Raw genomic sequence first — 11,949 nt, 5'->3', positions numbered from 1 at the left:
AAAACCTCCCCCTTATTCCAAGAGGTTTTCCATATGCGCCGCAATTTATACATTTCATTTTTCAAAAAGCCATTGCTCTCGTCTCTAACCTCACTACAAGCAACAATTAAATAGTGTGGTTGGCGATATCATTTTTCAAGGAGTCAAGCACGTCTTCCAATGGCTGCGCGCCCAGATCCCCTTCGCCGCGTTTGCGCACCGAGACGGTACCGCCATTCTTCTCATTCTCGCCAACAACGAACATATATGGAATCTTCTCAAGCTGAGCTTCACGAATCTTATATCCAAGCTTCTCATTGCGCAGGTCGCTCTCGGCACGAATGCCTCCAGCCCGCAATTTATCCTCAACCTGACGTGCATATTCCTCAAAATGTGCCGAGACCGGAATGACCTTCGCTTGTACCGGTGACAGCCAGAGCGGCAAATTGCCAGCAAAGTTCTCAAGCAGGAACGCTGTAAACCGCTCCATTGTACCGAGAATACCGCGGTGCAGCACCACGGGGCGATGCTTTGCTCCATCTTCTCCAACATATTCCAGCTCAAAGCGTTCCGGCAGAAGGAAGTCGATCTGAACGGTGGATAGAGTCTCTTCCTTGCCCAGAGCGGTTTTGATTTGTACGTCCAACTTCGGACCATAGAACGCCGCTTCGCCTTCTGCTTCATAGAACGGCAAGCCTGCTTCTTCTACAACCTCGCGCAGCATACGCTGTGCAGTGTTCCACATTTCGTCATTCTGATAATACTTCTCTGTATCCTGGGGATCGCGATAGGACAGACGGAAGCGGTATTCACCGATGCCGAAATCGCTATATACTTGCTTGATCAAGTCAAGCACACGGGAGAACTCGCTTTTGATCTGATCCAGGCGACAGAAGATATGCGCATCATTCAGCGTCATCGAACGCACGCGGTGCAGCCCTGTCAATGCCCCAGACATTTCATAACGGTGCTGCATCCCCAGCTCTGCGATACGGATCGGAAGATCCCGATAGCTGCGCATATCGCTTTTAAATACCATCATGTGGTGCGGACAGTTCATCGGACGAAGAACGAATTCCTCGTTATCGACCTGCATTCTTGGGAACATATCCTCTTCATAGTGAGCCAAATGTCCGGAGGTTTTGTACAGCTCTGTGCTACCGAGTACAGGAGTATAGACATGTTGATAGCCAAGGCGTTCCTCAATATCAACAATATAGCGCTCCAGAGTGCGGCGCAGAGTCGCCCCTTTTGGAAGCCAGATCGGCAGGCCTTGTCCAACCAAATTATTAAAAGTAAAGATGCTAAGCTCCTTACCCAGCTTACGGTGGTCGCGCTTCTTCGCTTCCTCCAGCATATGCAAGTGCTCATCGAGCTGAGCCTTCTTCACAAATGCTGTACCATAAATGCGCTGCAGCATCTTGTTGTCGCTGTTGCCGCGCCAGTAAGCGCCAGCCACGCTAAGAAGCTTGAAGATTTTGATCTTGCCGGTGGAAGGCACGTGCGGCCCGCGGCACAAATCGGTAAATTCGCCTTGGTCATAGATGGAGATCGTCTCGCCTTCCGGCAGATCCCGAATCAATTCAAGCTTGTAAGGATCGCCCATTTCAGTGAAGATCACAATCGCTTCCTCACGGCTTACTTCGCGGCGTGTAATCGGCAGGTTCTCGCCAATAATCCGCTCCATTTCCTTCTCAATCTTCTGCAGATCTTCAGGATTCAGCGGGTGTTCCAGGTCCATATCATAGTAAAATCCGTCTTCAATCACAGGACCAACACCAAGCTTAACCTCTTTGCCGCCAAATAATCGTTTTACGGCTTGAGCCATCAAGTGAGCGCAGCTGTGGCGCATAATTTCCAGACCATCCTGCGAATCCAGCGTTATAATCTCTATCTTCGCGCCGTCCTCCAGCTTCGTGTTCAGGTCAACGGCCACCCCGTTCAACTTGCCAGCCACCGCATTTTTGCGCAGACCGCTGCTAATCGATGCCGCTACGTCTTCAAAAGAACTACCTTCTGCATATTCCCGGACCGATCCGTCCGGCAAAGTAATCGATAGTGCCACTTTCATTTCCTCCCTCTCGTTGTTTGGCCGCCGGAAGCGGACATACAAAAAACACCCGTCCCGTAAAAGGGACGAGCGTGATTTACCCGTGGTTCCACCCTTATTCGGCTGTCCCAATACAAGACAAGCCCTTAATTAAGCATTGTGTAACGGTAATGAACCGGCGATTCCTAATACCGGATAACCGGGCAACAGTTGAATCAACCCATAAGCCCGTTGTTTCCTTGGTTCGGAACAGCAGCTACAAAGGGGTAAACCAAGAATGAATCCGAAGGGAATTCCAGCCAAGTCCCCTCTCTCTGTACAGTTCAAAATCTGGTTCATATCTTTGTCATCGCTTTTAGAGGTTAATCAAAAAGTCACTTTTGATCACGTAGTGAGTCAGGAAGTCTTTCGGCATCGAATCTTGAATTCAACGGGCCTTCCGGTGCTCACGTACACACCACGTACGCTGCGCTCCTTATGCCCTGCTTCATCCAACTTTCTCGGTGCTGAAAACCGACTTTTTGAATCCTGCTTTAATTACAACTAATGTGTAAATTATATAGCGATCCTGTCCTACAGTCAAGGAAATAGGCTGGTTTTGGCGGTTTAGGTACACTGATCCCTCGATCTATCCGATTGATGGAACAAGGTGCATTGCGGGCACTGCGAACAGATCTCCACCCGCTCCCCAAAAATGCGGCAGATCGTTGAGATCATCTGCATTTCCGGCCATGGCGTATGGATTAAAATACGAACCGGTGCCAGAGAAATCAAAGAGCTGACAACGGCATTTTCCATCTCCAGCTCCTGATCAGCGATTCGTGCGACCATCCCCCCGCCAGCAGGAATATGGATCGATGTAAATTTCTCATCCAAAACAACGAATTCCTGATCCTTCTTATGCATCAAATGGACAAGTGGGGTCAATGGCTCTTGAAAATGAACAAAATACTGGAGCAGGCCGATAAATTCTTCATACTGCTTATCAAGCAGAAGCTCATCCACCGCATAATCGATAATCTCATCCAGTTTGTCCCTATATTCCCTTAGCCGAAAAGTAATCAGACCGTCCAAATGTACAAAAGCGCTTTGCTGCAAATAATTTTTCAATTCCTTCTTAATAATGGACATCCGCGTGCGTCTGGCAGAAAAACCGGCTTCATCCGTTCCAAGCAAGCGTAGACTTAGCTTCGATACCGCTTCATAATCTTCAGCTGAAGCGAAGGAATATTTCCTGGATAACATCGCGGACAGAATCCCCGCCTCCTTCACCTCAACTACATATCGTGCGATTCCCTCTGCTAACCGTTCATATCCCTCGCCCCATTCCGGGTCCGGATACTTGTGTCCGTGTGAAGTCTCACCAGATATCCCAACGAGAACATCCATGATTTTTCCGTCTGTGGAGTAGCTGATTGCTGACTGACCTGAGTCAATATACAGATCTTGTCCTGAGAAGCACTCTGTAAAGCGGGCACCCGAGTCTGTACCGTCAATATTGATCCGAATTGTAAAAAAATCCATGGACTTTCCCCCTTCCGCTTCCTCTTCACAAGTATATGGTGAGGAGAAAACGGATATACGGATCAAGCCCATGGAATGAAAGGCAGACTTTCCAATGTTACCTAGACCAGGTCAGGAGCTGGTTAACTGCGGCCTGGCACCAGCCTAATTTTGCATCACAAAATCCCGTTCAACGTGAGATTCCTTATCAAATACACGCAGAATATCATACTTCGTATTACGCTGTGCCGGAATTTTCCCCGCTTCACGAATAATGGAAAGAATCGCTTCAATATTTACTTTATACGTTGCACCTGCCGATGAGACAACATTCTCTTCAATCATCGTACTGCCGAAGTCGTTGCAGCCATACTGCAGGGATAATTTGCCCACCTCAGGCCCCATCGTAACCCATGAGGACTGCAGATTCTTAATATTATCAAGGACAATCCGGCTGATCGCTACCGTCTTCAGGTAAGCTTCCGGGGTTTGCCGCTCCTTCTTCAAGTTTGTGTTATCCGGCTGGAAGGTCCAAGGAATAAAGGCCAGGAAGCCCTCCGAAGGATAGTGATTCTGGATGCATTCGTCCTGAGCTTCACGCACACGCAGTAAATGAAGTGCACGTTCTTCCATGGACTCTCCAAATCCGATAACCATTGTAGCCGTCGTGTTCATGCCGATCTTGTGAGCGGTCTGCATTACATCCATCCAGTCTCTCCAGGAGCCCTTCAAACGGCTAATTTTCCGCCGGGTACGGTCATCAAGAATCTCAGCGCCACCGCCTGGCAAGGAATCCAGGCCTGCCGCATGTATCTGCCGCAATACCTCCTCAAGCGAAAGTCCATCCGAAACTTCCTTCATTTTCATAATTTCCGCTGGAGAGAAGGAATGCATTGTAATATCCGGGAAATGAGTTTTAATTTCTTTTAGAAGATCCGTATAATAACTGAATGGCAGGTTAGGATTCGTTCCCCCCTGCATTAAAATCTCCGTTCCGTCAACATCAATGGTTTCCTGGATTTTTTGCAGAATTGCCTCTGTTGGCAGAACATAACCTTCTTCTGATCCAGGTCGACGATAAAATGCACAGAAACGGCAATAAACATCACAAATATTGGTGTAGTTCACGTTGCGGCCGATGACAAATGTCGTCAATGGCTCAGGATGTTTACGCTCCATCAGAATGTTCGCCACATGTCCCATCTTCTCAACTTCTTCAGACTCGAACAAGGCGATCGTCTCTTCAAGATTAACGCGCTCCCCTTTAAGTGCTTTATCAAGTATATGGTCAATAGCTGTCATATAAGTGCCCTCCCTTATCTCAATATAAAACAATCACAAATGTAATTAATTATCAGATAAATTTATCCTAACACACTCAAGCGTATAAAAACAGCACCCGATATAGGATCAGGTGCTAAGCTTGGGACTCCTTAAATCTTGCTGCTGCCAAGAGCTTGATCTAAATCAGCGATCAGGTCATCAATGTCTTCAAGCCCCACTGAAAAGCGCAGCAACCCATCACCAATTCCACGTTCCAGTCTGACCTCGCGCGGCATCGAAGCATGCGACATCATGGCCGGATAGGACAGGATGCTCTCGACAGCACCAAGACTCACGGCGACGAGCGGCAGCTTAACCTCACTGAGCAATTTTTTTGCGCGTTCTCCCGAGCCGACATCGAAGGAGACAACCGCGCCATACCCTGTTGATTGCTTCTCCTGAATGGCCCGTCCAGGATGCTGTTCCAGTCCCGGATAGTAAACTGCTTCAATATCATTTCGGCACTGCAGCCAATCCGCCAGTTTGCGGGCGCTGACCTCACTGTACGCCATGCGAGCGCCCAGCGTCTTCATCCCTCTCATAAGCAGCCACGAATCCTGCGCACCCAAGACTGTGCCAAGCCCGTTCTGCACATATTTCAGGCGCTGGGCCAGCCCCTCGTCACGTGCAACCGCGAGCCCTGCCAGCACATCGCTGTGTCCGCCAAGAAATTTAGTTGCGCTGTGCAGCACGATATCTACCCCAAGCTCAATGGGGCGTTGATAATAAGGGGTCATAAACGTATTATCAACAATGCTGAGCAAGCCGTGTTCTCTAGCCCAGGCAGCAATCTCGGCCATATCGGTAATTTTCAGCGTCGGATTAGAGGGGGTTTCCATATATACAGCTTTCGTATTTGGTCTTAAAGCCGCTTTCACTTGCTCCGGGTCCGTCATATCGACGAAAGTCGTCTCGATATTCATCCGGCTCAGCACAGTCGATAACAGTCGGTAAGTTCCTCCGTAGACATCCTCCGTTACGATCAGATGATCTCCCGCCGAGAACAGCATGAAGGTGGTGGATATCGCAGCCATGCCGCTTGCAAAAGCAAAGCCCTTTACCCCGCCTTCCAATACCGCGATATAATCCTCTAATGCCTGGCGGGTTGGATTCCCCGAACGGCTATAATCGTATTCCGGAGGATTATAAATATCATGATGATGGAACGTGGAAGCCTGATAGATCGGTACGCTCGAAGCTCCGGTATTGCGATCTACCTCACCGCCAAAATGAATCAGTTTAGTCTCAAACTTACGATCTTGTTCATCGCCTGAAAAGAATTTACTCATGAGTCTCTCCTCCCTCAACCTCGGTTCTAGCTGCCTCCAAAGCCTGGTCCAAATCCTCGATCAGATCGTTCACATGCTCAATCCCTACCGAGAATCTTAGCAGTCGATCATCAACGCCAACCGCTTCGCGAATCTCAACCGGAATATCAGCATGGGTCTGTACCGCCGGATAGGTCATCAGCGATTCAACACCGCCGAGGCTCTCTGCGAAGGCAATCAATTTAAGATGTCGCAGCACGGGCTCAACATAACGGGCATCCGTCACTTTGAAAGAAAAGATTCCCGTGTTTCCGCTGCTTTGCTGATTTTGAATTTCATAGCCCGGGTGGTCTGGTAGAGCGGGATAGAATACCTCAGCCACCTGCGGATGCTTCTGCAAATATTTTGCGATCGCCAGCGCATTGCTCTGATGACGATCCATCCGCAGCGCCAGCGTCTTCATTCCTCTCATCAGCTGATAGCTATCAGAAGGGCTCAGCACAGCGCCCAGAGAATTGTGCAGGAAGAACATCTCGGCAGACAATACCTCCCCTTTGGTCACAATAATTCCGGCCAATACATCATTGTGCCCGCCCAAATATTTTGTCGCGCTATGAACTACAATGTCTGCGCCAAGCTCAAGCGGCCGCTGGAAATACGGCGTTAGCAGCGTATTATCAACGATGGTCAGCATTTGATGCTGCTTTGCCCAGCTGCCTACCTTACCGATATCGGTCACCATCATCAAAGGATTCGTCGGCGTCTCGATGAACACAGCCTTTGTATTCGGCTGACGTACGCTCTCCAGCTCATCCAGATCATTCGTGTCCACATAGGAGGCCGTGACTCCAAATTTCGTCAATATCCGTTCAAGCAGCCGATATGTACCCCCGTACAAATCAAGCGATACGATCAAGTGATCGCCTTGGGCGAACATCATAAACACCGTCTGCAGTGCCGCCATACCGGAGCTACAGGCAAACCCGGCATCTCCGCATTCCAATTCAGCCGCCGCTTGCTCAAGCACCGCCCGGGTCGGGCTCTTTGTCCGCGCATAATCGAATCCCGTGCTCTGGCCAAGTCGCGGATGACGAAACGCCGTTGCTTGGTAAATCGGATAATTCACCGCTCCCGTCACCGGTTCCTCCACCGAGCCGATTTGTGCCAGCTTACTCTCAATATGCCACTTCTTATCCATGCCGATCTTTCCCCTCATTATTTATTTATCGCAAATTAAATCTCATATACGAAATCTTTCGCCTCATCAATGTCATAAGGTGTCTCTTGATACACATAGTAATTGAGCCAATTGGAGAATAATAAGTTTGCATGAGATCTCCAGGTAGACACCGGCGTCTTGGATGGATCATCATTTGGATAGTAATGAAGCGGAAGATCGATTTCCAGCCCTTTGGCAACATCGCGGTCATATTCCCACTTCAAAGAGTCCGGGTCATATTCGGAGTGACCGGTTACGAAAATCTGCTTGCCATCCTTGGTAGCTACAAGATAAATACCAGCCTCCTCGGATTCCGCAAGCACTTCCAATTCCTCTCTAACTTCAATATCAGCTCGCAATACGTCGGTATGACGGGAATGTGGCACCTGGAACACTTCATCGAAGCCGCGCAGCAGCTTCACATGAGGTTTATTCACCGTATGAGGGAACACGCCAAAGCATTTCTGGCCCAGAGGTATTTTGCGCACGCCATAATGATGATATAAACCGGCTTGTGAAGCCCAACATATATGCAGTGTCGAAGTAACATGTGTTTTGCTCCAATCGAATATCTCCTGCAATTCCTTCCAGTAGTTCACTTCTTCGAATTCGAGCTGTTCGACCGGAGCCCCTGTAATAATCAAACCGTCAAAGCGGCGATGCCTGATTTCATCAAAAGTTTTATAGAACATTTCCAAATGCTCCGCCGATGTATTCTTCGACGTATGGGAGCTTGGATGCAAGAGCACGATATCGACCTGCAGCGGTGTATTTCCGAGCAAGCGGAGGATTTGTGTCTCCGTTGTTTCTTTTGTGGGCATAAGATTTAGTATCGCAATGCGGAGTGGCCGAATATCCTGACGATATGCCCGACTTTCATCCATCACAAAAATGTTCTCTTGATTCAATACTTCCTTGGCCGGCAAATAATCCGGGATCTTGATTGGCATAATTTCCCCACTCCTCATTTCATTGGATTTGAATACAAATCATTTGTCATCTCAAAGAGAACTTCAAAAATCCGCTTTTGATCATGTCTGCATCGAATCTTGAATTCAGCCGAATCTAAGCGCAGGCTTATGAATTCATGTTTCCTCCGGAAACATCTCAGGTGCTCGCGTACGAAATACGTACATTCCGCTCCTCAGACCCTGGCTTTATCAACTACTCCATGCTGAACACCGGATTTTTTGAACACTCATTTAATAGCCGGAGATACAACAAATGGCCTCACTCGTATAAATCGAGAAAGGCCATTGATATCTGACTGAATATACCTCTCTCATCTCTCAGAGATCATCCGCCGACAGGGCATTTGATCCTGCAAGAATTAGCACCGTGCAAAATTCGCCGGTTGCCGGGTATCATCGGGCTAGTCCCTCCACCTACTCTTGATAAGAAAAAATGTATTTTGTATTCTGTTGTTTTAAATTTGAATTTACTGATCTTATTATACATCATTTCTGCATTTTCACAAGACTTTCATTTCTTTCAGTTGATTAAATCACGAACCCCCGCCCTCGGAATGAACTTTGTCTTGAAACATTTGATGGCACAGCGTTATACTAGACAAGTGTTTTAAAATCAGGAACAAAGAGGTGAAAAATCCGAGATGGAAGGCGACCCGAGTCCGCAGAGTTATAGGATACAATCGCATAGGAAAAACGGTCAGCAGGCGACCTGTGGAATTAGCGCGGGCACTTTCTTGTCACGGAGCTTTATGTAGTGGCGCCTCTTTCGCATGTCTGCTCAACTGACGCTGTCTTTTCCTGTGCTCGACCTAAAAGAGAGCTTACCTGACGCAACAGCCAGGAAAAGGGAGTGAACTTAATATGAAAATTCGTCATGTCAAGGAAGGTGTATTCACACCTATAGAAGACGTGGAAATTACGACAACCCCTCCGGAGGAAGGGTTCTATTGGATTGATGCAGATGCCGAGGATCTCGCTCTGCTTCAGCCCCTGTTCTCTTTGCATGATCTGGCAGTGGAAGACTGCCTGTCTGAAGAAGAACAGCGGCCAAAGATTGAAACCTATGAGAATCACTATTTCATCGTTGTGAACAGCATCCGTTACGATGATGAGGAAATTTTCCTGCGTGCACTGAACGTGTTTCTTGGACGGCATTATATCATTACAGTTACCAAGCAGAAAATCAATGAACTTCGCGCGGTCAAGCCGCTTCTATGGGAGCAGGAGGTCAGTTCGCCAGACTGGTTCCTCTATCTGCTGATCGACCTTGTCGTTGATAACTACTTTACCGTTGGCGACCGGATCGAAGTGAAGATTGAAAATTTGGAAGAAGATATACTGATGCATACAAAACGTTCGCACCTGAATGAAATTATCGGTCTGCGAAGCGAAATACTATGGCTGAAGAAAGTGCTTGGCCCGCAAAAAGAAGTTATCAACATTTTAAATAAAAAAGATTTGCGGCTGATCGATGATCAATTGCAAAAATACTTTAGCGACATCTATGAGAACGCGGTAAAAATCGCTGAAAACTTCGATACGTTCCGCGAACTGGTCGGAAACTTAAGAGAAGCCTACCAGGCTTCAATCGCCAATCGGGCGAACGAAATCATGCGCGTGTTTACGGCAATTACGACGATCTTTATTCCCTTAACCCTGATAACGGGGATTTACGGAATGAACTTTGACAATATGCCTGAGCTGCATTGGAAATACAGCTACTATGTTGTACTTGGCATCATGGCCGTGCTTGGGGCCGGGATGTTCTATCTCTTCCGCAAGCGGGACTGGATTTGAACAGATAGCGAGGAATATTCACCAACGGGTTTTCCCTTGATGAATATTCCTCGTTTTTTTGAGAGGTAGTCCAAAAAGCACCCTTAAATAAGCAAGCCTGATCGAAGCCCTTCGAAGATGAGCGGCCGCGATTAAAAGATAGATTTCTTGTGATCTGGAATTATATCAGCTTCCGCTGATAACGTGCAGATTCTATAGCGCTCATCCACCTTCTCGCTGCTGAAAGTCTGACTTTTTGCACTCGACTATAGGTCAAATCACACCGCTCTTTGAACCGAACCCGCATTGCGTCTGAAAGAGAGACGAATCAGTCTCAGACGCTCATACAGTTGGTCCACTTGTTCATCCTCTGCCGCCTCTGCTCCAAATACACGCAATAACACCGGCTTAAGGAGATGATCCCCCAGCTCTTCGAACGCTTGCCATGCTGCCGATTGCTCTTGCTCGGGCATATTCTGAAGCTCCAGCTTAATCAGCTCATCCATCTGATAACCGTCCTTCTCCAAATTCTCCAGCAGCTCTAACGCCTCCCTGCGTTCGAGTCCGCTATGAATACAGATATCGTTGAGATCCTGTCCATCTGCCAAACATTCCAGCACTTTGCGACGCAGACTGAACTTCTCCATTTCAGCGCGGTATTTAGCCTCCTTCTGCTTGTACACCCAGGACCGGAATATTTCGTCGTCGATCCTCTCCTCCACCCAATCAAGCGGAAAGGCTCTAGGTTGTTCACGAACGTTCGACAGCTCTAGTAGTTCGGCCCCATACTCATTCGCCTTATTCTCGCCAACACCAGGAAGCTGCAGCAATTCCTCCTTGCTATGCGGACAAAATACACTAATCAGCTTAAGCAGACGATTGCTGGCGATCAAATAAGGGGCTTTGCGTTCCATGGACGCCTTCCTTCTACGCCAAGAGGCCAGTTCAGTATAAAATTCCTCGTTGGGGTGCAGCTCACTATAACAGATCAGCCTCTGTGCGGCCATTCCCCGACCGTGCGCAAGATCCTGCTCATCCCATATGCCATCGATTATCGGCCTGAAGCCTTCACTCAGCTTGGCTGCCAGACGATGACGATACACGAGCAGCATTTCCGACCACGATGCCCCTTCGAACCAGATCGTCTCCTTCTGCCCCTCCTGCTCCAGCTCATTCCAGCCCATATGCCATACACCCTCATTTTCACCAATCCAAATCTGCGCCTCAACCGTCCTGTCCTCCTGGTTTTTTCTCTCCAAGCTGTTCAAAAATACGATCCGCATCCTTCAATTTCGCCTCCTCAATGTTTTCAGCAACACGGCAGGGTGCTTACAACGACAAAAAGCACCTCCCCTGCTAATAGCAAGAGAGGTGCTTCCCCTAGACGTATACTGTTATTCCTAATTGTACCATTTTTCAAAGCGCTGTCAACGAGGAATGCTGTTTTCCCACAAATGCCGTTTTTTCAGATATAATGACAAAAGACATTGCATTTTAAGGAGGGCTATACTATGACTGGCTCAAATGATCTTGATTTCTTATCCGACAGTACAGAGAGCACTTCAACAAGATTTGTAACCTTCATCGGGCATTCATTGAAGCGCTTTGATCTTGCTGTAACGACGACAAACCGCTTCTACGGCAAGAAGCTTGTCACCGATTTGCAAAATGGGCGTACAGCCATCCTGGGTACCGACGACCTCGAAGAGGAAGGCTACCTTGAGCATATCTTCTCACTGGAAGAACAAGAAGGCGAGGAAATGCGCAGCTTCCTATATCAAGTCGTAGGAGACCCTTACTTTACGGATTAAACAGCCAATCAACGTCACAATAAATAATAGAGGCCCCCATTCACTGTGA

At 48.0% G+C, this 11,949-nt stretch carries 9 protein-coding genes and 1 riboswitch; of the genes, 2 read left to right on the top strand and 7 right to left on the bottom strand.

Features of this window, described 5'->3' with window-relative positions; genetic code table 11:
- Positions 1-106: 106 nt before the first annotated feature.
- The 6 genes from thrS to metA form a co-directional block, all read right to left on the bottom strand.
- Positions 107-2,044 (bottom strand): threonine--tRNA ligase, encoded by a 1,938-nt coding sequence (thrS, locus tag DMN77_RS12065; RefSeq protein ID WP_179015139.1) that lies wholly within the window; start codon positions 2,042-2,044, stop codon positions 107-109.
- Between the two features lie 591 nt (positions 2,045-2,635).
- Positions 2,636-3,553, bottom strand: coding sequence for a putative sporulation protein YtxC (ytxC, locus tag DMN77_RS12060; RefSeq protein ID WP_068780170.1), 918 nt, complete (start codon positions 3,551-3,553; stop codon positions 2,636-2,638).
- A gap of 144 nt (positions 3,554-3,697) precedes the next feature.
- On the bottom strand, positions 3,698-4,834 hold the full coding sequence (gene mqnC, locus DMN77_RS12055; protein ID WP_068780169.1) for a cyclic dehypoxanthinyl futalosine synthase: 1,137 nt from the start codon (positions 4,832-4,834) through the stop codon (positions 3,698-3,700).
- A 131-nt stretch (positions 4,835-4,965) separates the two neighbouring features.
- On the bottom strand, positions 4,966-6,144 hold the full coding sequence (locus DMN77_RS12050; RefSeq protein WP_179015137.1) for a trans-sulfuration enzyme family protein: 1,179 nt from the start codon (positions 6,142-6,144) through the stop codon (positions 4,966-4,968).
- Positions 6,137-7,321, bottom strand: a complete 1,185-nt coding sequence (locus DMN77_RS12045; RefSeq protein WP_179015136.1) for a PLP-dependent transferase — start codon at positions 7,319-7,321, stop codon at positions 6,137-6,139. The genes DMN77_RS12050 and DMN77_RS12045 overlap by 8 nt, the downstream gene beginning before the upstream one ends.
- Positions 7,322-7,356: 35 nt before the next feature.
- Positions 7,357-8,292, bottom strand: a complete 936-nt coding sequence (gene metA / locus DMN77_RS12040) for a homoserine O-acetyltransferase MetA (protein WP_068780166.1) — start codon at positions 8,290-8,292, stop codon at positions 7,357-7,359.
- A 329-nt stretch (positions 8,293-8,621) separates the two neighbouring features.
- Positions 8,622-8,743: riboswitch (SAM riboswitch) on the bottom strand.
- Between the two features lie 431 nt (positions 8,744-9,174).
- Here metA and corA point away from each other — a divergent pair.
- The gene (gene corA / locus DMN77_RS12035) at positions 9,175-10,110 is read left to right on the top strand and encodes a magnesium/cobalt transporter CorA (RefSeq protein ID WP_068780165.1); all 936 of its coding nucleotides are present in this window, start codon (positions 9,175-9,177) and stop codon (positions 10,108-10,110) included.
- 257 nt (positions 10,111-10,367) lie between these two features.
- On the opposite strand, the gene DMN77_RS12030 is transcribed toward corA, so the two are convergent.
- The gene (locus tag DMN77_RS12030) at positions 10,368-11,372 is read right to left on the bottom strand and encodes an HRDC domain-containing protein (protein ID WP_068780164.1); all 1,005 of its coding nucleotides are present in this window, start codon (positions 11,370-11,372) and stop codon (positions 10,368-10,370) included.
- A 228-nt stretch (positions 11,373-11,600) separates the two neighbouring features.
- Between DMN77_RS12030 and DMN77_RS12025 the strand changes: the two genes are divergently transcribed.
- Positions 11,601-11,900, top strand: coding sequence for a DUF3055 domain-containing protein (locus DMN77_RS12025; protein WP_068780163.1), 300 nt, complete (start codon positions 11,601-11,603; stop codon positions 11,898-11,900).
- The last annotated feature ends 49 nt before the right edge of the window (positions 11,901-11,949 follow it).

This window comes from Paenibacillus sp. 79R4 (assembly GCF_013393165.1).
Taxonomy (GTDB): domain Bacteria; phylum Bacillota; class Bacilli; order Paenibacillales; family Paenibacillaceae; genus Fontibacillus.
This window is presented reverse-complemented; position numbering and strand designations above follow the sequence as displayed.

Coding starts and splice junctions, on each gene's coding strand:
- DMN77_RS12025 (WP_068780163.1), top strand. CDS start 11,601: ATGACTGGCTCAAATGATCTTGATTTCTTATCCGACAGTACAGAGAGC.
- metA (WP_068780166.1), bottom strand. CDS start 8,292: ATGCCAATCAAGATCCCGGATTATTTGCCGGCCAAGGAAGTATTGAAT.
- DMN77_RS12050 (WP_179015137.1), bottom strand. CDS start 6,144: ATGAGTAAATTCTTTTCAGGCGATGAACAAGATCGTAAGTTTGAGACT.
- DMN77_RS12045 (WP_179015136.1), bottom strand. CDS start 7,321: ATGGATAAGAAGTGGCATATTGAGAGTAAGCTGGCACAAATCGGCTCG.
- ytxC (WP_068780170.1), bottom strand. CDS start 3,553: ATGGATTTTTTTACAATTCGGATCAATATTGACGGTACAGACTCGGGT.
- DMN77_RS12030 (WP_068780164.1), bottom strand. CDS start 11,372: ATGCGGATCGTATTTTTGAACAGCTTGGAGAGAAAAAACCAGGAGGAC.
- corA (WP_068780165.1), top strand. CDS start 9,175: ATGAAAATTCGTCATGTCAAGGAAGGTGTATTCACACCTATAGAAGAC.
- mqnC (WP_068780169.1), bottom strand. CDS start 4,834: ATGACAGCTATTGACCATATACTTGATAAAGCACTTAAAGGGGAGCGC.